The sequence below is a fragment of the Psychrobacillus sp. FSL K6-4615 genome (assembly GCF_038008225.1).
In the GTDB taxonomy this organism is placed as follows: domain Bacteria; phylum Bacillota; class Bacilli; order Bacillales_A; family Planococcaceae; genus Psychrobacillus; species Psychrobacillus psychrotolerans.
Genome location: NZ_JBBOYQ010000001.1, coordinates 922,675 through 944,449, shown reverse-complemented (window position 1 = coordinate 944,449; position 21,775 = coordinate 922,675). Strand labels below are relative to the sequence as shown.

The 21,775-nt window shown below is 35.7% G+C and carries 23 protein-coding genes; 1 reads left to right on the top strand and 22 read right to left on the bottom strand.

The window, feature by feature from the left end:
* Positions 1 to 4: 4 nt before the first annotated feature.
* The 11 genes from MKX53_RS04425 to MKX53_RS04375 all read right to left on the bottom strand — a co-directional run bounded on the left by MKX53_RS04425 (position 5) and on the right by MKX53_RS04375 (position 10,010).
* The gene (locus tag MKX53_RS04425) at positions 5 to 376 is read right to left on the bottom strand and encodes a flagellar protein FlaG (protein ID WP_340909454.1); all 372 of its coding nucleotides are present in this window, start codon (positions 374 to 376) and stop codon (positions 5 to 7) included.
* 304 nt (positions 377 to 680) lie between these two features.
* Positions 681 to 1,505 carry an SDR family oxidoreductase gene (locus MKX53_RS04420; protein ID WP_340909451.1) on the bottom strand — a complete coding sequence of 275 codons (825 nt, stop codon included), beginning with the start codon at positions 1,503 to 1,505 and terminating at the stop codon, positions 681 to 683.
* A gap of 36 nt (positions 1,506 to 1,541) precedes the next feature.
* On the bottom strand, positions 1,542 to 2,474 hold the full coding sequence (locus MKX53_RS04415; protein ID WP_340909449.1) for a Gfo/Idh/MocA family oxidoreductase: 933 nt from the start codon (positions 2,472 to 2,474) through the stop codon (positions 1,542 to 1,544).
* Positions 2,468 to 3,253, bottom strand: coding sequence for an SDR family oxidoreductase (locus MKX53_RS04410; RefSeq protein ID WP_340909448.1), 786 nt, complete (start codon positions 3,251 to 3,253; stop codon positions 2,468 to 2,470). Before MKX53_RS04410 ends, MKX53_RS04415 begins: the two co-directional genes overlap by 7 nt.
* Before the next feature lie 32 nt (positions 3,254 to 3,285).
* Positions 3,286 to 3,978 carry an acylneuraminate cytidylyltransferase family protein gene (locus MKX53_RS04405; RefSeq protein WP_340909446.1) on the bottom strand — a complete coding sequence of 231 codons (693 nt, stop codon included), beginning with the start codon at positions 3,976 to 3,978 and terminating at the stop codon, positions 3,286 to 3,288.
* Positions 3,975 to 5,024, bottom strand: coding sequence for a nucleotidyltransferase family protein (locus tag MKX53_RS04400; protein ID WP_340909444.1), 1,050 nt, complete (start codon positions 5,022 to 5,024; stop codon positions 3,975 to 3,977). Before MKX53_RS04400 ends, MKX53_RS04405 begins: the two co-directional genes overlap by 4 nt.
* A gap of 2 nt (positions 5,025 to 5,026) precedes the next feature.
* On the bottom strand, positions 5,027 to 5,650 hold the full coding sequence (locus MKX53_RS04395; RefSeq protein WP_340909441.1) for an acetyltransferase: 624 nt from the start codon (positions 5,648 to 5,650) through the stop codon (positions 5,027 to 5,029).
* Positions 5,643 to 6,725: an N-acetylneuraminate synthase gene (gene neuB, locus MKX53_RS04390; RefSeq protein ID WP_340909439.1), complete on the bottom strand. Its 1,083-nt coding sequence runs from the start codon at positions 6,723 to 6,725 to the stop codon at positions 5,643 to 5,645. The genes MKX53_RS04395 and neuB overlap by 8 nt, the downstream gene beginning before the upstream one ends.
* On the bottom strand, positions 6,722 to 7,849 hold the full coding sequence (neuC, locus tag MKX53_RS04385) for a UDP-N-acetylglucosamine 2-epimerase (protein ID WP_340909434.1): 1,128 nt from the start codon (positions 7,847 to 7,849) through the stop codon (positions 6,722 to 6,724). The genes neuB and neuC overlap by 4 nt, the downstream gene beginning before the upstream one ends.
* Positions 7,850 to 7,854: 5 nt before the next feature.
* The gene (locus tag MKX53_RS04380; RefSeq protein ID WP_340909432.1) at positions 7,855 to 9,009 is read right to left on the bottom strand and encodes a LegC family aminotransferase; all 1,155 of its coding nucleotides are present in this window, start codon (positions 9,007 to 9,009) and stop codon (positions 7,855 to 7,857) included.
* Positions 9,006 to 10,010, bottom strand: coding sequence for an NAD-dependent 4,6-dehydratase LegB (locus MKX53_RS04375; protein WP_340909430.1), 1,005 nt, complete (start codon positions 10,008 to 10,010; stop codon positions 9,006 to 9,008). The genes MKX53_RS04380 and MKX53_RS04375 overlap by 4 nt, the downstream gene beginning before the upstream one ends.
* Before the next feature lie 383 nt (positions 10,011 to 10,393).
* Here MKX53_RS04375 and MKX53_RS04370 point away from each other — a divergent pair, with 383 nt between their 5' ends.
* Positions 10,394 to 12,994 (top strand): IPT/TIG domain-containing protein, encoded by a 2,601-nt coding sequence (locus tag MKX53_RS04370; protein WP_340909428.1) that lies wholly within the window; start codon positions 10,394 to 10,396, stop codon positions 12,992 to 12,994.
* A gap of 48 nt (positions 12,995 to 13,042) precedes the next feature.
* Here the strand turns inward: MKX53_RS04370 and MKX53_RS04365 are convergent, their stop codons facing one another.
* From MKX53_RS04365 to MKX53_RS04315, 11 genes are all read right to left on the bottom strand, one after another.
* Positions 13,043 to 14,731 carry a motility associated factor glycosyltransferase family protein gene (locus MKX53_RS04365; RefSeq protein WP_340909425.1) on the bottom strand — a complete coding sequence of 563 codons (1,689 nt, stop codon included), beginning with the start codon at positions 14,729 to 14,731 and terminating at the stop codon, positions 13,043 to 13,045.
* Positions 14,732 to 15,247 carry a hypothetical protein gene (locus MKX53_RS04360; RefSeq protein ID WP_340909423.1) on the bottom strand — a complete coding sequence of 172 codons (516 nt, stop codon included), beginning with the start codon at positions 15,245 to 15,247 and terminating at the stop codon, positions 14,732 to 14,734.
* A 76-nt stretch (positions 15,248 to 15,323) separates the two neighbouring features.
* The gene (gene hag, locus MKX53_RS04355) at positions 15,324 to 16,142 is read right to left on the bottom strand and encodes a flagellin Hag (protein ID WP_340909422.1); all 819 of its coding nucleotides are present in this window, start codon (positions 16,140 to 16,142) and stop codon (positions 15,324 to 15,326) included.
* A gap of 157 nt (positions 16,143 to 16,299) precedes the next feature.
* The gene (gene csrA, locus MKX53_RS04350; RefSeq protein WP_340909420.1) at positions 16,300 to 16,521 is read right to left on the bottom strand and encodes a carbon storage regulator CsrA; all 222 of its coding nucleotides are present in this window, start codon (positions 16,519 to 16,521) and stop codon (positions 16,300 to 16,302) included.
* A gap of 3 nt (positions 16,522 to 16,524) precedes the next feature.
* Complete coding sequence (gene fliW, locus MKX53_RS04345; RefSeq protein ID WP_340909419.1) at positions 16,525 to 16,974, bottom strand: flagellar assembly protein FliW; 450 nt, start codon at positions 16,972 to 16,974, stop codon at positions 16,525 to 16,527.
* A gap of 124 nt (positions 16,975 to 17,098) precedes the next feature.
* Positions 17,099 to 17,653 (bottom strand): DUF6470 family protein, encoded by a 555-nt coding sequence (locus MKX53_RS04340; RefSeq protein ID WP_340909416.1) that lies wholly within the window; start codon positions 17,651 to 17,653, stop codon positions 17,099 to 17,101.
* A 102-nt stretch (positions 17,654 to 17,755) separates the two neighbouring features.
* A complete protein-coding gene (gene flgL, locus MKX53_RS04335) occupies positions 17,756 to 18,673 on the bottom strand; it encodes a flagellar hook-associated protein FlgL (protein ID WP_340909415.1) in 918 nt (305 codons plus the stop codon).
* Between the two features lie 15 nt (positions 18,674 to 18,688).
* Positions 18,689 to 20,266, bottom strand: coding sequence for a flagellar hook-associated protein FlgK (gene flgK / locus MKX53_RS04330; RefSeq protein ID WP_340909413.1), 1,578 nt, complete (start codon positions 20,264 to 20,266; stop codon positions 18,689 to 18,691).
* 12 nt (positions 20,267 to 20,278) lie between these two features.
* Entirely contained in the window at positions 20,279 to 20,773 is a 495-nt protein-coding gene (locus MKX53_RS04325) for a flagellar protein FlgN (protein ID WP_340909411.1), read from the bottom strand.
* A 15-nt stretch (positions 20,774 to 20,788) separates the two neighbouring features.
* Positions 20,789 to 21,052, bottom strand: coding sequence for a flagellar biosynthesis anti-sigma factor FlgM (gene flgM / locus MKX53_RS04320; protein WP_340909410.1), 264 nt, complete (start codon positions 21,050 to 21,052; stop codon positions 20,789 to 20,791).
* Between the two features lie 266 nt (positions 21,053 to 21,318).
* On the bottom strand, positions 21,319 to 21,735 hold the full coding sequence (locus tag MKX53_RS04315; protein ID WP_340909409.1) for a TIGR03826 family flagellar region protein: 417 nt from the start codon (positions 21,733 to 21,735) through the stop codon (positions 21,319 to 21,321).
* Between the last annotated feature and the right edge of the window lie 40 nt (positions 21,736 to 21,775).

Sequence of the window (21,775 nt, the reverse complement as noted above, 5' to 3'; positions counted from 1 at the left end):
TTCCTTATATTTTGTGATTGACAAACAAACCATTGAACTCTCGCATAGCAGCGTGAGCATCCATTAATTTTCTGGAGGGAATTTCTTTAATAACTTCATGCGTTTTTGGATCGACGATTGTTACATAATACTCATTCAATTTTTCATGGAACTCAAATCGAAGTTCTGAATTCGAACCTTCTAAAAACTTATTCATACTTTCCGTCAGTTTCTTTGCTTGATCAGCAGGCAACTGATCCCCATCCGCAGCCTTTTCAATGGCCTTATCAACTATTTTTCGGAATTTTTCAACCATGACATCCATGTCTGGTCCGCTCCGCTCCAATTGAGAACTTCCTTGCGTTGTAACTCCAGTAACATCAATACGATTTACCATTTCTCATACCTCCTTGTATTTGAGAGCGCTCACATATAAATTATATCGGCTAATCAAAAAAAAAGTTAAGAAAATTGGTAAAAATAAGTATTAGACCTATATTAAGTTAAATCACTTATTTAGTTTGGACTTAAAATCATTATATAGGTAAATATTTCTAATTTAAACTTTGAAATTCTCTATAATAATTTGTAAATTAGAATCCCAAACTTTTAGTATACTACCTTTGTAAAACTATTTTTCATTTAAAATAAACTATTTCATCTTAACTATTGGAATTGAACTCGAGATATTTTCTGGGGGATTACCAAGCATTCAAACCTCCATCTACAATGAGATTCTGTCCGGTTACATAACTGGATGCATCAGATGCTAAATATATAAGTGCCCCTACCATTTCCTCTGGTTGTGACATGCGCCCCAATGGAATACGAGAGCTATATTTTTCCTTAAAAGTATCATTTTGTCCGCTTTCTATTCCACCAGGTGTAATCGCATTAACACGTATACCTTCCTTTGCCCAGTAGGTGGCAAGATACTTGGTCAGTCCAATAACCCCTGCTTTGGATGCTGAATAAATTGCGGGGGAATTAATTTGACGACCAAGATAATATGAACCTTCGTATATTCGCTGATCAGGGGCCATCACACCATAAATAGAGGATGTCTGAATGATAGACCCTCCTTCTCCCTGTTTTTTCATAACTTTACCAACGTGCTTCGCAACTAGGAACATACCATCCAAATTTGTGCTCATAATTTCTTTCCACTGATTAAGTTCATAATCTTCAAAATCAGCAAAGAATGCATCCAAATTATTCGATTTTCCAGCTGCATTGTTATGCAAGACGTTTATTTCACCAAATTCTCTTACAACTGCCTGAACCATCTTAATAACTGACTCCTCAGATGTAATATCACATTCGAAAGCAATTGCTCGTCCAGCATAGCGTTCATTAATTGAAGCCGCAACTTTTTTAGCTTCTGCAAGTTGAATGTCTACAACAGCTACATTCGCTCCCGCATCAGCCAACCCAGAACAAAAATGCCTTCCTAGTATTCCTGCTCCACCCGTAACAACAGCTGTTTTACCTGTCAACTTAAATTTCTCAATGTAATCCTTTTTCATAATCTCATACTTTCTATTCAATATTTTTTTGAAATATCAGTTCAATATATTGTTAAATTCTTTTAGATACACTTTTCTTTCCTCTTTTTTTGAAATCTGTCCGCCTATTAACAAGCAAAGAGTGACAAGAGTGTCATGCGGTCGATAATAAACTTCATTTTGAGAGACAAGTTGTCCAAATCTCCAGAGCATTCTTCGGAACATTGAAAAATTATCTTCTATATTAAATGAAGCTCTTTTAGTAATTCCCCAAACATTAATATTAAAAGTTTTTGGAGCATTTCCTAAAATATTTATTGTCCATGTTAATCCATCTTCAAAATTAAGTAAATACATATCCGAAGTTGTTTTTATATACTCAATTGATACTGGTGAATTTGGAAGAATTCCTAACACAGCATCAAGAAGATGAATACCATATTTTTCCCAATCATTTATGACAGAGGATTGAATAATTTTCAACTCACCATAATCTTTTAAGTTAGATCTAATATCATCTAATTCTATTGCATAACGCATTCCTGACATAGACATTAACTGTCCATTTATAAGATAATCTTTAAAATAAAGTAATTCTTGAACATCTACAGTCAATGGTTTATCTACAAATACTTTTAAACCCGCTTCTAAATACAATTTAGCCATATCAAGATGATTTTCATAATCATCCCTCGCTATAATCACAGCATCTACTTTACCAATCATATCCTCGTATTTGTCCAAGACATGATCTATTTTACAGGCTAAAGCAAGGTTTTGACTGATTTCTTTTTCTTGGGTCCAGACATGCGTAATTCTAATATTTTCAAAGCCCATTTCAGATGGATCGCGTTTTTTAATATATCTATAAATAACTTCCCAACTTGATTTCTTAAGGTGCTCATCATTATAACCATTTATAATCGCACTAAATGAATAGGGATGTCCGTTACCGTCTGACAGACCAAGTAAACCAATTTTCTTTACCACACACCCCAACCACCATCCACACATACATTTTGACCAGTCATATACGAAGATGCATTCGAACATAATAATGCTACTGCACCTTTAATTTCATGAGGTTGTCCAATCCTATTCAATGGATTTTTTTCCGAAAGTCTTTTCATGAATTCTTCGTCTTGTTGAGTTTCGGGGTGGGGAAACGGTCCCGGACTTAGACAGTTTACTCTAATTTCATGAGGTGCAAGAAAGCTTGACAAGTATTTTGTAAATTGAATAACACCCGCTTTTGCAGCACCGTAACTAGGAGGATTAGTATACTTTTCCTCATTATATAATCTATAGTCAGGAGCAATATGACCATACATTGAAGTAATATTTAGAATAACCCCTTTAGTTTCAATTAGCTTAGGCATAGTTGCCTTTACAAGTCTAAAGACCGAATTCAAACTCATATCAATGTCATACTCCCAGTCAAGGTCTGAAATTGACTCAAATGAATTTTTGTTTCCCGACCACGCATTATTAACTAAAATATCTAAACAATCTAATTGATCAACAAAGCTTCTTATTGATTCTTTATCCATCAGGTCAAGTTGAACAGCTTTTATTTCAACATTTGGAAATTGAACTTTTAGCTCCTCAATTTTATTCTTACTATTTTCAATATTCCTACTTGCAATTATGATATTAGCGCCTAATTCTGCTAAACTTTCACTAATTGAATAACCTAAATAACCCGCTCCTCCTGTGACTAGAGCAGTTTTCCCACTTAGATTAAATAGTTCAGTTAATGTTACATTCAATTATAATCTCTCCATTCTCTTAATAAATAATATTAGAACTTAAATAGGTTTTCAGCAATTACTAAATCAATAGGTTCATCAATATCAATTGACCTCTCTTTTGGCATTATTATTGCACCTGTTTCACCAATAACCAATCCAATACTATTGTTATTAATTTTTTTTACTTTTGCTACATATACCGCTCCATTAAGCTGATACGCTTCAGGTAATTTTTGTCTAGGAAGCCAAGGAACTGCTCCTTCTATGAATATTTCAGGGACACCATCTTTTATTTTCCAAGCACGATGTGGATTAAGTGAAGCTTCAGTATAAGTAGCAACAGAATCATACTTTTTCTCATCTATTAACTTAATGCAACTACTAATATCTTCAATATCGCGAAATGGAGCTGTTGGTTCAAGAAGGACAATGTATTCAAATTCTTTTGTTTCTTTTTGTAACTCACCCAACACATATCTTATTGTATCGATTACAAGAGAATGATCTTGAGAAAATTCTCCTGGTCTCATGTTAATTTCAGCTCCATACTTTCTGGATACGTTAGCAATATTATTACAATCGGTCGAAACAATTACATTGTCAATTTCCGGAGTTGCTAAAGCTTTTTCTATTGTCCAAGCAATTAATGGTTTTCCTGCCAATATTGCAATGTTCTTTTGAGGTATTGATTTACTTCCACCTCTAGCTGGTATTATAGCAACAACCTTTTTGTTATTAATCATAAAGCTCCTCCATTATAGTCCAGGTTTGCCTTCTCATAGTCATCCACTTGACCTATATCCAACCAATACTCTCTTAAGGGAAATGCAGAGACCATCTCTTTTTCTTGCATCAATATCTTGTATAATTCAGGCATATCAAAAAATTGATCTTTAGGTATTCGATCTAACGAATTTGGATTTAACACATATATACCCGCATTTACAAAGCTTTTATGTAATGGTTTTTCCACAATAGATAAAAGTTTATGATTATCTGTCTCAATGACTCCATACGGAACTTGATATTCATATTCACGAACACACATTGTCGCAACGGAATCAGTATCATTATGAAAATTAAGCAATTGTTCAAAATTGATTTTCGTTAATATATCACCGTTCATCACAAAAAAAGGTTCGCTTAGCTTTTCGGGTAACAATGATAGAGCTCCAGCCGTACCAAGTTTTTTTGTTTCTACTATATATTCAACATTTACGCCAAGATGTGAACCATCTTGAAAATAATCCATAATCATTTCTTTTTTATAATTCACTGAAAGTATAAAATTGGTAAACCCAAAGTTTTTAAAACTTTCAATTATCGTTTCTAAAATCGGTTTATCTCCAACATTTAACATCGGTTTCGGGATTTTTTCTGTCAATGGTCTAAGTCTTGTACCAAGACCACCAACCATTAATACAACTTTGTTTTCTTTCTTAATTGCGTGTTCAAGTTCATCTGAAAATAGAACACTATGTAATATATTATCTTGTAAAATGATAGGCAGTTGCTTTAGCTTTCTCTTTATCATAAATTGTTTATAGTAAGAAGCTTTTTTACCTTCCAGTTCGCATATAGGAACATTATTCATCACTTCTCTTATCGGAGTATCAAGAGATAATCCTTTTAAAATCCCGCGCCGAATATCTCCGTCTGTTACTGTGCCTAGTAAGTGCATAGTATTATCTACGACAGCGGCAAATTGCATTGTTGTTTCATCAATCAATTTCATCGCTTGCAAAATCGTCGTCTCAGGAGCAATTAAGATATCTTTCCAATTTTTCATGCTTACACTTCCTTTGCTGGTACCCCGTAAACTTTTTTATTTTTAACGATATCATTTACAACTACGGATCCCGCACCGACTAATGTCCCGTCACCAATTGAAATTCCTTGTATAATCGAAGTCCCTGTACCAATGTGACAATTTTCTCCAATCAGAACACCGCCAGACAACGTTGTCCCTGGCGCTATGTGGGAATGCTTCCCAATTGAACTATCATGTTCAATGATTGTACCAGTGTTAATAATGGAATTATCCGAAATTTTCGCATTTGTTTGAAGAATAGCGCCTGCCATAATTTGAATACCTTGTCCCAACTGAACGGAAGGAGAGAGAATTGCCGCTGAATGTATAACATTAGCAAATGAATAACCATGTGCTATAAACGCTTCAAAAATGGCTTTACGATGCAATGAAACAGATACAGTTCCTAATCCTAAAACAAGATCTATTTTATTTTTTCCATACAACTTGATTGCTTCATCCGTACCCAAATATGGTAAATTGAAGAGGGATTTATTCTGTTCTGGTGCCGTATACCCTAATATTTTTCTTTTCTGTGCTATTAGTATTTCCAATAATACAGCTGCATGACCACCATTACCAATCATGATTACTGGCTTACTCATCGATTAACTCATCCACTTCATAAGATTGATTAGCCACTTTTCCAATTAAAGACCAATACGATCTTGGAGGCATTCCGTGACCAGGACGTTTAATAGCTATATGACGTTCAGCAAATATTTCACCAGCTGCGATTTTCACTTTAGCTACAATACTTTTTCTAGCTACTTTACGATTATCAAGTTCTTTTGGAGTCGGCTTCTTATTCCCAGTACCCATAGATTCTTCAATTGCTTTAATCCCAGTCACCATTTCCTCTAACTCTTTTGGTTCCAAAGAAGCACGATGATCAGGCCCTGGAAGATTTCGATCTAATGTAAAATGCTTTTCGATTACTACTGCACCAAGAGCAATTGCCGCAATTGGGACCGCAATTCCTTCAGAATGATCCGAAAAACCAATCGGTAACTGAAGTTCTTTTTTCATCTCATTCATTGCACAAAGATTTATTGTTTCAAATGGTGCTGGGTATTCGGTTGTACAATGTAATACGGTTACAAACTCTCTCAGAAGCAGCCTCGCCTCTTCCTTTTGATAGAATCTTTGTACTTGATTAAGATTAACCTCTTGGTCAGGGAATGCCAAGCCGTATGCAATAAATGACAATGCTTCATGAATATCTTTCATTGTCGCCATTCCAGTTGACAGAATTATTGGTTTCTTCTTAGTAGCAATATAATGAATAAAAGGACTATTAGTCAGCTCACCAGAAGGGATTTTAAATTTGCTCATTCCAATATCATTCAATAAAAAATCGACACTTTCAATATCAAAAGGCGTCGACAAAAATTCAATTTCATTTGCATCACAGTAATATTTAAGTTTCACAAATTCATCGTAAGATAACTCGAGCTTTTTCAACATCTTAAATTGAGATGTCACTTCACCTAAATTTTCCACTTGATAATTAGCTTGTTGTGCAGAACGTGTTACTAAATTCTCCGCTTTAAAAGTTTGAAACTTTACTGCATCCGCGCCCGCTTGCTTCGCAACATTTACTAATTGTTTTGCCATTTCAAGTGAACCATTATGGTTAACACCCGCTTCAGCAATAATATAAGTATGATGATGTATCATAAGTCATAAAACTCCTTTTGAATTGGCTGGGAAGGTAACTTTTTTATTTGCCTAATAATCTTTTTAGATACATCTCCGTCACCAAATATTTGTCCGTATGGACCTTGAAATTTCAGTGCGTTTTCTATCGCTTCACAAACAGAATTATCGTCTATAGAAGTCTGAATAACTGAAGAAGGACATTCTCTTCCCATTTGACGATTTCCACAATTCACAGTTGGAGTCTGTAAATAGGGTACTTCGATAATTCCACTTGAAGAGTTACCAATAACAATCTCCGCGTGTTTGACTGCACTTAAGTAACGTAACTGGCCCAATGATTCAAATAGATAAGCATTTGGATTATTTAGAACAAATTGTTCGATTTCCTCATTGATAGTCCTTCCACCATTATCTGCATTTGCTTTTGTGAAAATAAGTTGTACATTCTGGTAACGACCTAGAGCAGATAGAAGTGGATAGATGCCATTTGCATTGCCATTAGTTTCAGGATGATATGTAATTAAAAAGAAAGGGATGTTATCGTCTATCTTAAGTTCTGTACACAATTCTGTTTTTGAAAGAAGCGGTATCTTTAAAATATTTTCGATACCAAGAGCACCAACATTCCATACATTTTTGGGATGTTCTCCGAGTTGAATGACTCGATTACGATGTGATTCTGTACTTACAAAATGCCATGATGCCATTTTGGTAATCGAGTGGCGGATTGCATCATCATATGCCCCAACAGTCAATTCTCCACCATGTAGATGAGCAATTGGCAATTGCATAATAAGAGCTGTTTGCGCTGCAGCCATCATTTCAAAACGATCTCCCAGAATAATTAGTAAATCAGGTTGCAATCGGTCGAATACCTCTGCAAAACTAATCGTGGCAAGCCCCATTGATTTGGCAACACCAACGGTTGTGTCTGATGATAAGAGTATTTCTACTTTTTCATCTATCACAAATCCATCCAATTCAATCTGTTTATACGTCAACCCAAATTCAGGTGATAGGTGCATCCCTGTAACAACTAATTGTAATTCAAGCTCTGCATCTTGTTGGATTTCTTTCATTAGCCAGTAAAGAAGGCCGTATTCTGCTCGTGTGCCCGTAACAACACATATTTTCCATCGCAATGAATTCACTTCACTTTCAAAGGTGTACTTGGAATATTAATCAATGTATTTTTCAATTTTTTTGTAATTGTCAAATCAGCTTTCGGCATATTTTCAAATGGTTTCAATTCATCCATCGGCGTCCAGATCGGTCTTGACATGACACCACTTTCATTTAAAAAATCCAATATATTATCACGATTTTGTTTTTGATCCAGAACCAAAGTTTGCAACCAATAGTTTCCTTTTGTATTAACGGGTTCTTTAAAAAGAGTTACACCATCTAAACATTTTACTATGTTCTCATATTTTTCAGCGAGTTGTCTTTTTTGTTCGATAAACTTAGGTACTTTTTGCAATTGTGCACAACCAAGAGCAGCATTTATGTTGGGCATTCTATAATTAAAACCTATTTCATCGTGTTCATATATCCAACGATGCGGTACCTTCGCTGTCGTAGTTATATACTTTGCATAATCAGCAAGGCGATCATTATTTGTTAAAATAGCACCACCGCCACCTGTAGTCATAATCTTATTTCCATTAAAGCTCAGTGCACTTACACTCCCAAACCCACCTGTATGTTTTCTTTTATAATAGGAACCTAAAGACTCTGCTGCATCTTCTACTAGCACTAAATTATACCGCTCACATAGTTCAATAAGCGGGTCAAGATCGACAGAATGTCCAAAAGTATGCATTGGTACTACCGCACGGATGATTCGTCCAGTTTGTTTGTTTACAAGATGTCCATTTTGCATTTCACCGATATCCTTGATATGCTCCTCTAGCATGAACGGATCTAAACCAAGCGTTACCTCACTAACGTCAATAAAATGCGGAAATGCCTGCAAGTATGAAACTGCGTTCGCTGTTGCTACAAAGGTTAGAGATGGCATGAATACCTCATCATTTGATTGTACTCCTGCTACTTTTAATGCTATGTGAAGGGCAGCAGTTCCGTTTACAACAGCAACTGCACGTTTTACACCAGTAAATTCAGCCAGCTCCTTCTCAAAACGATCAACGTATTTACCTACTGATGAAACCCATCCTGAACTAACACAATCCGTTACAAATTCAATTTCCATTTCATCGAAAGTTGGTTCATGAAGCGGAACAAAATCTTTTTTGTAGAGCTCTTTTATTTCGTTTGCAAATGTTATCCATTGTTTATTCATATATTATATACATCCGTTTTATATGTTGCTAAATTTGCCGGATTGGTGAACCATTCAATCGTTTCCTCTAACCCTCTTCTAAAGCCCTCTTTACCACCGTAGTTAGGCTCCCATCCAAGTAACTCTTTCGCTTTTTGGTTATCAGCCCACAAGCGCTCTACTTCACTTTTAGCTGGACGAAGACGATGTTCATCCGTTTCGATCGTCAAATTTACATTCATAATATCTGCAATTATTTCCGCTGTTTCTCCGATTGAAACTTCATAGTTGGAACCAATATTTATCACTTCACCATTGGATTTATTACTATTCATCACAGAAATGAAACCATTCACAGTATCTCTCACATAGTTAAAGTCACGCGTCGGACTTACTGCCCCTAGTTTTATCTGTTTGTTTCCAGCTGCTAATTGCCCAATAATTGTAGGAATTACTGCACGAGCAGATTGACGAGGTCCGTATGTATTAAACGGGCGTATAATAGAAACTGGAGTATCAAACGATTTATAAAAAGATAACGCTATTTGATCTGCTCCAATTTTCGATGCAGAATATGGTGATTGCCCTTGTAATGGATGGTTTTCATCTATAGGAACATATTGCGCCGTTCCGTATACTTCACTAGTAGATGTATGTACCACTTTTTCGACATTCAATTCACGGGCTGCTTGTACAACATTCAAAGCTCCTTTAATATTTGTATCTACATAAGTATCCGGTGAATGATATGAATATGGTATTGCAATGAGCGCGGCCAGATTTAGGACATGTGTGCATCCCTTCATCGCTTCTCTTACTCCATGCGGGTCGCGGATGTCTCCTGCGAAAACTTCCAGTCTTTGTTTAATATCATTAGACAACTGATCAAGCCATCCCCATGAATTAAATGAATTATAATAAACAAAAGCACGTACGTCATAACCTTGACGTATTAGTTCCTCTGTTAAATGAGAGCCAATAAATCCATCTGCTCCTGTAACTAATACCTTTTTCGAATTCATTTCATATTCCTCCAACTGATTAATATATTTTACATTTATCCTTTATTATTTGACTAAAGATTAAATAATAATTCTAATACAGTTAGTAATAAAGGACAGTGATCTCTTTTGTAATTATAACAGTAATTTAAATAACTAAATTACTCTAAAATCTATTTTTATCTATATTTTAATATCGTCAAAAATAAATCAATTTCAAGAAAAATGCTACTGATAATAATGGTTATAAATTATAGACGTTACAATCCGACTTATCATCATATATCATTCGCAATATTCATCACTATTAGACTAAAGAAAATATTAATATAAACACACTAAACATTACTTTTATCCTCCCGATAATATAAGTGTATTGAACTATATTAATAGGAGGAAAGACATTGAAAATTTTAAAGTTTATTAAGCTTGCTTTAATAGCTATTCTTATTATCGGCATAGCTACTCCACTTTCAACAGAAGCTGCAACAGTTAAAAGTGGCGATTTAATGAATATTAACAAGACAGTAAGTAACAGCACCCTAGTAAAGGGGGAAACTACAGATGTAACACTTACTGTAAAGGGAACTCCACAGGATTCAACTTTTGTAAAACCTAATGACGTTATCTTAATTATTGATAAGTCTGGTAGTATGCAGTCAGACAATAGACTTAATGCGGCCAAACTAGCTGCAAAAGAGTTTATTGATTTAATGGATTTAACGAAGCATGAACTTGGAATAGTTGATTTTAGTGATCGTGCATCTTCTTTTGCATTAACTACTGACCAAAATGCTGCGAAAGCATATGTAGATACCATTCAACTTGGTGGAGGTACAAATACAAGTGATGCCATCAGAACAGCTACAACAATGCTAGCAACTAAACGCTCTGAAGCACAACCAACCATTGTTATTATGACTGATGGAGAAGCCAACAGTTCAACTGATGCTTTAGCTGCTGCAAAAGCTGCGAAAGCTGCTGGTATCACGTTCTATTCAATTGCTTTATTGGGACCAAACGATAATCCAGATACTAGCGCACCTAACAAATTATTAAAAGAAATGGCATCTTCCTTTGATCACCATCATTTCGTATTGGGTTCTGTAGGGCTCTCTGATGTCTACAAAGCAATTGTAGAAGAAATTGGTCTTGCAAGTGCTTATAATGTAACAATCACTGATAAAATTTCTCCTGAGTTTGAATTGGTACCGGGCTCATATGACAACCATATACCTAGACCTACTGTGAATGGTAACACAATCTCATGGTTCATCTCAGAATTAAAAACTGACGAACTAAGCTTTACTTACCAAGTTCGTGCTAAAGATAGTGCAACAGCTGGTAAATATACCCTAGCTCAAACATCTTCAACGTTTGAAATTGGTGATGGTTCTACGTATTCATTGAACACGACAAATCCAATCATTGAAATTAAGAATCATGCACCAGTTATTACAAATATAACTAAAGATAAAGGTCTTACTTCAGGTGGAGAAACAGTAACGATTACTGGTCAAAATTTCTTACCTGGTGCCAAAGTTTACTTCGGAACAGTTTTAGGAACAGTTACTTCATTTACTACCAATGAAATAATTGTTACTACACCTGTTGGTACGCAAGGAACAGTGGTGCTTAAAGTTGAAAATACAGATCGTCAATTTGCGATTGGTAGTTTTAACTATTATGCAATCCCAACAATTACAGCTGTTTCACCTGCTGAAGGTCCGTTTCTGGGTGGTAACACTGTTACAATTTCAGGTACCAATTTCTTAAAAGGTGCTGTCGTTTATTTTAATGATGTTCCAGCAACTACTACATTTTCATCCAATATACTTTTACGTGCAACAGCACCAGAAGCGACTGCAAGTGGAGTCGTAACTGTTAAAGTTGTTAATCCAGATCAGACAAGCGGAGAGCTAATTGATAGCTATACGTATTTAGAAAAGCCAACTCCACCTGCAGTTGAGATTATTAGCTTGTCGTTAACAAGTGGCGAACTTCAAGGTGGTACAACTCTTATTGTAACTGGAAAAAACTTTGATCGAAATGTTCAAATCTATTTCGGAGATACTGTAGCAAGTACTACATTTGTTTCTTCTACCAGTGTCAGAGTAACTGTACCTGCTGCGACTACGCCTGGTGCCGTTCCGGTTAAAGCTGAAAATCCAGATGGTATTAGTGCTGTCTTAACAAATGCATTCGAGTATTTAGCTCCTGCTCCACTACCTGTACCTGAGATTACATCTTTGTCTGTAGATACAATCTTAGTAGGAAATACACAAAATACAATTGTTTATGGAAAAAACTTTAACAAAACTACAAAAGTATTTATAGGTAAAGAACAATCAAAAGTCACTTATCTGACTGCGACAACATTACGTGCTACAATCCCAGTAAGTAATGTAGCAGGAGCAGTAGATGTGAAAGTAGAAAATGATGAAGGACAAGGATCAATGTTAGTAGATGGATTCACATATACAGAACCTGTTCTAGATCCTGCTCCAATCATTACAACACTTTCAAGTAATGCAGGTTCTACTGCTGGTAATGACACAATTACAATAACGGGTGATAACTTTAAAACTGGTGCTAAAGTGTATTTCGGAGACAGACTAGCTACTATAACATCTATCTCAGCTACAGAAATCACAGTAAAAACACCAAGTGCACTAAATAAAGGTCTAGTTTCTGTAAAAGTTATCAACTCTGATCTACAAGAAGGTATATTACAAGATTCCTTCACATATGAAGGAATTAAGCCTACAGTTACACGTATATCGTTAGATAATGGTTCAGTAAAGGGCGGCTATAACACAGTTGTCTACGGTACAAATTTTGCTTCAAATATAACAGTCACAGTTGGCGGTAAACCAACAACCGTCAAATATTTATCTGCAACTCAACTCCGTGTTACTATACCATCTGGTGCAGCTCCAGGAGTCGTACAAATCGTTGTGGACCTTGGTGGGGAAACGGATAGTATATCGTTCACATATAATTAAACAGCACTAAAATAAAAGCGTCATGGCTGTTAACTAGCCATGACGCTTTTATTTATAGTTCTTTATTCTTTCATCCTTTATGATTTCCGTACAAAGCTTACCAATAAGCGCATAAAATGTTTCTAATTCTGTAATTAGCTCAAGATAATCCTGGCTCATATACCTCTTTTTAAGATCAAACAGTTGAAATTCATTATTAATCTTTTTAAACATAAACGTTACATTAGCAAGTAATACTTCAACTAAGATTGGATGATTCCTAATCCCACTAAAATCTTTTACGACTTTAGGCATATCATTCGCCGTCACAAGACCTATTTGGATTAACCTATCTAAATTATCCTTCGCTTCGAATACTTGTTTTTGTAAGCCTTTTAGTTTCCCTGTGAATTCCTTTAAAACTGCAAGCGGATCGATTAAGATCTCTTGAGGTTCCTCATCTAATATGATTATATTTTTCATCTCTTTAGTAATGACGCTCTCTTCAATAAATATTGTCCCTTCGATTTTAGCACCATGCTTAGATAAATTAAATATCGCTATATCAGCTGGAAGTGTCTTAATAATCGCTTCAAATGTTTCTAAAAATATTTTTAAGGGTCTTGTAGTACCTACCGGCTGGCCTAGATTATTGGTGACTACTAATTCTTCTTTCTCATTTTGTACCGCCGCATGATGCTTTACACCTTTTGCATAATACTCTCCATCTATCAAGGCTAAATCTTGACCGACTAGATAGACTTCTGAAAAACCAAAGTAAATAATTGCTCGCATTGTAAAGACAGCAACGGATGGCGATCGTTTTAAGACTTCAGATAGATTATCAACGAATTGAGGAGAAATATAATCATTTGCTGTTTTTGAGACTACTAATCTACCTTGATGATTCGTTTGAATACTTGAATTTGATACTGTTTCATATATTAAAGTGCCTTCAAAAACAATCCCCTTAAAATGTGTATCATAGTTTAATTGCCCCGCATCTATGCTTAAAACATAGTCGGGTTCAATGCCATTATCCAGTAATACTCGTAAAGCAGGACCCACTACAAAAATATGAAAAAAGTCTTTATTGTCCTTCAAAAACTCAATATGCTGTTGAAGGGATGGTCCTGCTGCAACTAAAATAGCTCTTTCCCCTTTGAACTTATCTTTTAACGTATGAATTTTTATAGCTTTTTTGGTGTTTTGTATATTTAATAACGGCTCAATAATCCAGTCTTTTGCAAACCACATTTCAGTATTATCGGAAATTTGTTTTGTTTTAATTCCTTCATTAATAACCTGTAAACAATCTTTTATAATAGGTTCTTCAATTTTTATGTAATTAGGATGAACTTGAATAGATGTCGGCATACCAATATACTCATTTAAAAATGACATAAATGAAATAGATGTTAAATTTTTATAATGTATAAATGTTAGTTTATCCCTTTGGCTATTAATGATTTCTCTATGTACATCACGTACTAGTACTTCTTGAAATGGCTCAATAAATAGAAAGTGAGCATTTTGCTTATATACATCACTCTTAACAAGTTGCTCAAACAGCTCCCCATTACCATAACCCAGAATAACAATAAAATTATTTTTCAAAGACGACATTTTTTTGAGAAAACGTTGCGCTTCTTTCTCTGGTGAATATAATGAGTTCAAAGGTGTTGTCTTGCCCGATTTTTCATACACATAGACAGCCATATTCGAATCTGATTGTACCGTACTAATTGTATAAGTCATTTACATTACCTCATTTGTCTCGTCTAAGAAATGCTGAAGAATAGTCAGTACTTCATATTCCAATACATCTAATACATATTCATAGTTTCCCTCTTCAGCACGCGCCAGTGCTTTAGTGGAAATGTCATTCATTTGTTGCTGATCAAGTAAACTTTTTTGTAAAAATTCTTCGACAGATGAAAACTCTAATAAGGCTTCTGTTACTTGTACAAAGCCACTTAAAACGTCTGAGAAGTTTTCTGTTTCACGCATATCTTCAATATACACTTCTACTTTACGGATATAGGTTTCTAATTCATCATTAAACTCGCTGAGTAATACTGAAGTATGCATAGCTACTAAGCGAAGCTCTGGGTTATTATTCAGTAATAGACTTGCTAATTCGTCTTGCGACATAGGTTGCTGATCCTGTTTCACTATGATTAACTTCTCTGTAAACAAGTAATCCTTCAGTTGTTGTGCTACTATTTCTACTTCTTTTTCCTCTGTCACCAGGTGATCATTCACATATAGCATTTGAATCTCTCTCCTTAATTTAAAAAATAGATAGCCCGGTTAGGCTATCTATTTTCAATTATAGTTTAACTACTAATTAACGAAGTAGTTGTAGTACACCTTGTGGTTGTTGGTTAGCTTGTGCAAGCATAGCTTGTGAAGCTTGTGTCAAGATGTTGTTTTTCGTGAATTCCATCATTTCTTTCGCCATGTCAACGTCACGTACACGTGATTCCGCTGCTGTTAGGTTTTCAGAAGATGTGCCCAAGTTATTGATTGTATGCTCAAGACGGTTTTGAATAGCACCCATTTTCGCACGTTCCACAGAAACTTGGCTAATTGCTCCATCGATTGCAGCAACCGCAGCAGTTGCACCAGCGCGGCTTGTGATATCGATTGCACCTGCATCTACGCCTAAAGCAGATGTACGCATATCATTAATTGAGAATGTCATTGCTTGACCAGCGTTAGCACCTACTTGAAGTACTAAATTCGAAGCTCCACCGCTTAATAGTTTTTGTGTATTGAATTCAGTAGTAGTTGCAATACGATCGATTTCTAATGTTAACTCATCGATTTCTGCTTGCATAGCTTCACGGTCTTCAAGTGTATTTGTATCATTACCTGACTGAATAGATAGTTCACGCATACGTTGAAGGATTGAATGTGTTTCGTTCAAAGCACCTTCAGCCGTTTGAATTAAAGAAATACCATCTTGTGCGTTTTTAGAAGCCATGTCAAGTCCACGAACTTGCGCACGCATTTTTTCAGAAATTGCAAGACCAGCAGCGTCATCGCCAGCACGGTTGATGCGAAGTCCTGAAGATAATTTTTCAATGCTTTTAGAAGCAGCAGCATTGTTTGTCGTTAATTGACGGTGCGTGTTAAGCGCAGCTATGTTGTGATTAATTCTCATATTAATATTTCCTCCTTGAGTGTGTGTTTGGTTCACATCCATGTGAACCAGAATTTGTTTGTTTACAACTTTCAGGAATCGGCCGGTATTCCTTACTTGCTGCTTACATTAATTATATCGGATTGCTTATAGGTATGTTTAGCTTTTTTTTCAACTTTTAATTCTTTTTTGATAGTTTATTAAAAAGCGCATGATTTAGTTTGTTTGCCTCTGTATTTGTTTCAGAAATGGTTAAAATAAGTTCACCACGTAAAATTTCCATCGACTTAGGTGCTTCAATTCCTATCCTAACCGTGTCCCCTTTCACTTCTAACACTCTAATTTCAATATCATCATCAATTTTAATCGTTTCATTTACTTTTCTTGATAATACAAGCATCGGTCACGCCTCCTCTTTTGTTAGAGATGGTTGAGAACCAATTACGTGGCGTACTGCGAATTTGTTGTCATTAATGATCATTTGTTTTGCTATTTTTTTTGATATATGGAAAACAATAGGAGCTTGCAAGTTGATCGTTGACGCCTCTAAGGGCTCTTTTAATGACAAAACTCCTAAAACAAAAACATCCCCCTCTTGTTTAATATCAAGTAATTCAATTGTTGGTTCATCGATATCGAAGGAATAATTTTCTACTAAAGTATATGGATTTGCCACAATTAGTGCAATCTCACTAACATTTATAGATTGTAGCACTTGAAACATTGTATTTACTTCAATCGGTATCAAAGCAAATTCTCTTTCGTCCTTAAAACCTGGAATCCCTTTCGGAAAATGCCAAAGTTGTTCGGAATTTAGTTCGATTTCACCAAAGAACTTTGTTTTGATCAGCATATAATCGACTCCTTTTCATGTTACCTATTCTTTAGACTACCATTCTATCATTAATAAAAAAAACTTGTACTATGACAAGTTTTTAAATTCATTATTAATTTTGGAATTTTTTCTATATATGTACCTACCATTTAACATCAATTTGAATGGATGGCCATTGTTCCATTTGAACAGTCACTTTACCTGGCGTATATCGATGGATAGGTTTCTGAACTGTTACTTCATTAATCGGCTTTTGCGGTTCCACATTTATATCCAAAGTTCCCGGTTGTATCTCCATTTCAAGTTTTAATGGATTAGGAATAAACTTAATGCCTAATGATTTCATCGGGCGACTTCCATTTTCAATTGCTTGTTGCTTGATGACATTATTTCCATTCGCAATATCCATAAGTTCCCTGCCTTGTTCTGCCCGGCGCGCTATTCCTTCCATCCCTTCTTGCATACCTAGTTGAGCAAACTCCTCTGTCCGTTTAAAAACGCTCTTTAAATCTAAATCAGCACGCACTTCTGTAGTATCAAGTGAAAGTTGAGGGCGGGTCGTAGAGATTTCCAAAATTGCAGCAGGTTGTTGCTGCGACATAATAGCACGTGGTTGTTCTATTTCTTGTGTCCCAGGTGTTGTTTGAAGACCTAGAACACCTCGTGTTGTCGTGATTTGAAGTTGAGGGATGTTCACATGAGTCACCTTCCTATAGAGAAGGCGCTTGGATATATACTCCAAACGCCTTGTTTATATTTATGTGGATATTTTTTTCAGATGTTTCCTATTTCAATAAATTTATCTTAAGAAATCAACTAACGAAGGTTGGATAATGCGAGATCCAATAGCTAATCCCGCACGATGAATGGACTCTTGCGTGATTAGATTTGTGATAGCTTCTTCATACTCCACATCTTCGTTATCAGACATTTGTTTCGTAACAATTAAATTTTGAGATGAAAGGCGATTTTCCATCATCTCTACTCGATTTTGACGTGCTCCTATTTCAGAACGTGCCGTTAGTACTGTGTCAATATTTTCATCAGCTAATCCAAGTAACGCATCATAATTACCTTTTACTCCAGTGTTTTTTTCGTCTTCCAATGCACTCTGAAGTTGAACCATCATATCATCAATTTCATTAAATATTCCAATTCCATTAGTATTTACTGTTATTTCTACTCCTGCATTAATCTCAATATTAACGTTTTCATTAACTCCCGGATAGTTAGTATCTAAAAATCCATTCGCATCATAAAGTGGGGCAGTCCCATTTGGATCGTACATAGGAGATAAAGTTTTGGTACCAGAAAATATAAACTTGTCCCCAACCTTCGTATTTCCTAAATCACGGATTTGTAATTTGATTTGGTCAATTTCTTTCGCAATCTTATCTCTATCTTCTGCTGTTTTTGTATCATTATTTGCATCTATAATTAGATCCCTTACTCGGTGGAGAGCTTGACCTACTTTGTCCAGCCCATCATCTGATGAGTCCAGCCAGTTATTTACCTCACCTAAATTACGCTCAAATTGTTCTACTCTATTTAAATCGGATCTATACCCAATTCCTTTCATCGCAATAACTGGATCTTGTGATGGTCGCGAAATTTTTTTTCCAGTATTTATCTGCTCTTGTAAAACACCCATTTTTGAGTAACTACTCGATAAATTACGTAGCATATTGCTTGAGAGCATTGATTGAGTTACACGCATGTTGTTTACCTCCTATTATAGTCCTACTCGACCCATACCATTGATAATTTTATCTAAAGTTTCGTCTACTACAGTAATCATACGAGCAGACGCATTATAAGCTTGCTGGAATATAATCATGTTTGTCATTTCTTCATCAAGTGATACCGAGCTTACAGACGCTCGACTATTCATAATTGTGAGTTGTTTAACTGCTGAAGTTTCAGCTAGACGATTCGCTTGTTCTCCGTCTACCCCTAGTTTTCCGATTAAAGATTGATAAAAAGATTGAGTACTTGTATTGTTTAAGCCGGCTATAGATTTAGTTTTAAATTCAGAGAGTAGTTGGGCATTTTTACCGTTACCTTCTTGGTTTATTAAATCAGAAGCAGCAACTTTACTCGGGTCATCTCTTACTACTTTATTCACTGCTATATTTCCAGCAGTTATAGTATCTCCACGGTCATTTGGATCAAATGGAGCATTGGGATCTACAAAGAAATTATGTCCTGTCTCACTTGGTATCGGATTTCCAGCTGCATCCTTGGTTGGAAGTCCAAAGCCAGAGCTATGAATCTCATTAAACGCTTTAGCAAATTCTTGCGCCATTTTATTAAGCTCGGTAAGCATCTCTGGATAATCCCCTTGACCAGTATTGCCGTATCCATATGAATTAATAAGGGACAGCATTTTCCCTTGGTTTGGCAGAAGTTCCGAATGATCAATTGTTGCACCATTTGCCGGAAGACCGTTAATCGTAAAGCTTTGGAAAGGATCTTTATTGTCTCCTGCGGGTAAATTATGCGCAAATTGAGAAGCTTCTTTGCCCTCTACAATTTTAATAATATGATCAGGTGCTGGTTTACCAGTTTTTATACTGATTGTCATGTTGCCTTCTGCAATTGCAAGTGAATTACCGCCGTTTTTAACATAATCTACTTGTATAGGGAAGTACTGAGATAATTCATCCACCAGAACATCACGAGCATCGTACAAGTCATTTGGCATATATCCATTTGGCTCAACTTTTGAAATATTCTCATTGAGTGATGCTATTTGCTTTAAAATGGAATTTATATCTTTTGTTGAAATATCAATTTCGTTTTTTAAATTACCTTGCACTTCTATTAGTTGTTTATGAATATAATTGAATGATTCTGCTGCTGTAACTCCGCGTTCAGTAACAACTTTACGTGTACCTGCATTTTCAGGAGATGTACTCAACTCTTGTAGTGAATTCCAAAATAAATCTAGTGATTTATTCAGACCAAATTCGGACGGTTCTGACATGATATCTTCTATTTGGGTAATTGCTTTTGATTTGGAATCCCAGTAACCAAGTTGGTTGGTCTCTTGTCTAAGTTGACGATCGATGAATTGGTCACGCACACGTTGAATCGAATGTGATTCCACGCCTGTTCCAATAAAACCTGGAACTTTTGGTGCATTTAAACCTATTCCAGGATAAGGAAGAGTTGCTTGCATATTTACACGTTGACGAGAATATCCAAGAGTATTGGCATTTGATATATTATGTCCTACTGTATAAAGAGCAGTTTGTTGTGTGAACATACCACGTTTACTAGTTTCTAATCCCATAAATGTTGAGCGCATGGGTTCGCCTCCTTAGACTTGTGAATTGAAGTAAGTTTTGTCATTTGATGGGCCTTTTACTTCGGTTTGTGAATAGTTTATTTGGTCTGGCTTTGGTCGGTACATATCGATCGTCATGTTGACAAATTGTAGTGATTGATATGTTAGTTGTTGGTTTAATGCATTTTGTTTTTTTAATGTTTCCAATGTTAATAAAAGATTATTACGTGCTTTTGTTAGCTGAGCTTTTTCTGCTTCTGTGGTGGTATTTTCTAAGACAAGTGCAACAGTTGGGTTGTCAGTAGGAGCAATTCCTTTTGCTCGAAGGTAATCCGTTACCTCTAATTGACGCTGTTGTTCAAGTTGTGAAATTCCTGCTACGTGTGCCTGCTCATCCTTGAGCAGTTGGTTTAGACTGTCCATGTCACCAACCTTTATAGCTTCTGTCTTTTTATAAGCAACCTCTAGTAAGCTTTTGTGAAGCATGTCTAGTTTGGTAAGTGATTGCAAAATGTTAGCGATGGACATGATTGTAAGCTCCTTTTATAATCGGTAATAATCTAGGATGTTCGATGCTAGTTTTTTTGCATCTACTTTGTATGTTCCAGCATCAATATCCGCTTTTATAGCTGCAACTCTTTCCGCTTGTTCTACTTCAACTGACGATTTTGTTTGCATACTTTTAGCAGCAGACGAAATTTCTAATTGATCCGCGGCTGTCTTCGTAGTTTGAAGTGCTTTTTCAGCTTGTTGTTGATTGCGTTGATAAGGATTTATCTGATTTAAACCAATGTTATTTATTTTCATTAGAATTTTGTCCTCCCCTCTTCTTACTTAGTGTCTATACATTATTTCGGCATGAAATATGAAGTGTTTAGAGTAACATGAACTATTTGTATGGATTAGGTCTTGGGAATTAAAGGTATAAGTAGAATTGGAAGGTCTTTTGGTGGAACTGGAATTGATTTTAGTGGAACTCGTGTGGCCATGAGTGGAACTCAAGAAAAGTTGGATAGAATTCATTTATTACTATTGTTTTCATCCCATGAAAAAACTCTCACATGAGGTGAGAGTTATTTCTTCTTGCTATCTGAGTGGTATGTACCACTTCCTTGATTTTCTACTTTATCACGGAATTCTTTTGCTGCATCAAATTGACGAAGACCTGATTTTAGTTCTTCTGTACATTTTATACATAGTTTACCTGATTGTGTAATTTTTCCACAGTTATCGCATGGATAGCCTAGGTTCGGGAACATTGTTGGTTGTAAACGGTTTTTGCGAACCCATTTATGTAGTAATGACTCTTCTACTCCTGTAGCTTCTACAATTCTTTCTACAGTGGCTGCACGGTTTTCGCGTTTACGTAGGAAGCGGTAAACCGTTTCGTATAACTTTTCTTCGTTCATTGCGCAATTATTACATACTTCTCTTAAACCCGTAAAGTTAAAAAACTCGCCACATGAAGGACAATTTTTAAGTTCACCCATGTCGTTACCTCCAAATAATATTCTTTCTTTGTTTATCGGC